The sequence below is a fragment of the Veillonella sp. R32 genome (assembly GCF_010093125.1).
Taxonomy (GTDB): domain Bacteria; phylum Bacillota; class Negativicutes; order Veillonellales; family Veillonellaceae; genus Veillonella_A.
Map to the genome: position 1 here is coordinate 1 of NZ_NMZQ01000067.1, position 533 is coordinate 533.

Here is a 533-nt window from a genome sequence, read left to right on the forward strand (position 1 = left end):
ATAGAAGCAAGCTTCCATCGCTCTCCGTTCGACTTGCATGTGTTAAGCACGCCGCCAGCGTTCGTCCTGAGCCAGGATCAAACTCTCCAAGATATCTTGGAGCTATTTGCTAGCTCGTTTTCGTTGTTGTTAGCTTAACCGAAGTTATCTAACTTAGAATTTATTTGGTTGGTTTCAACGTTGTTGAAACCCGCACTCTGGCTATGTTCATTTCGTTAGAAATGATTACCTTACATTGTTCAGTTTTCAAAGATCTGTTACAAATCCGAAGTTGCAATCTCTGCATTTCAGCTTTGCATTTTCATCACCGTCATCTCTGACGGTTTTTATATTGTAACATCATCATTACATTCTGTCAACAACTTTTTTACAAATCATTTACAAGTTTGAAATGCATATGTTACATTCAACAAACCGTTTTCCCTAATGGTTAACTGATTTATTGGCCATCTCAAACCACCTTATAAACAAGGCCTTCATGTGACGACTTGACTAGTTTACCAAAGTAGACGTTAAACGTCAACCCCTTTTTT

Annotated in this window: 1 rRNA gene; it reads right to left on the minus strand. The window is 38.3% G+C overall.

The features are described 5' to 3' along the window. Positions 1–93: ribosomal RNA gene (locus VER_RS10105) — 16S ribosomal RNA — on the minus strand; the annotation flags it as partial. Positions 94–533: the final 440 nt, after the last annotated feature.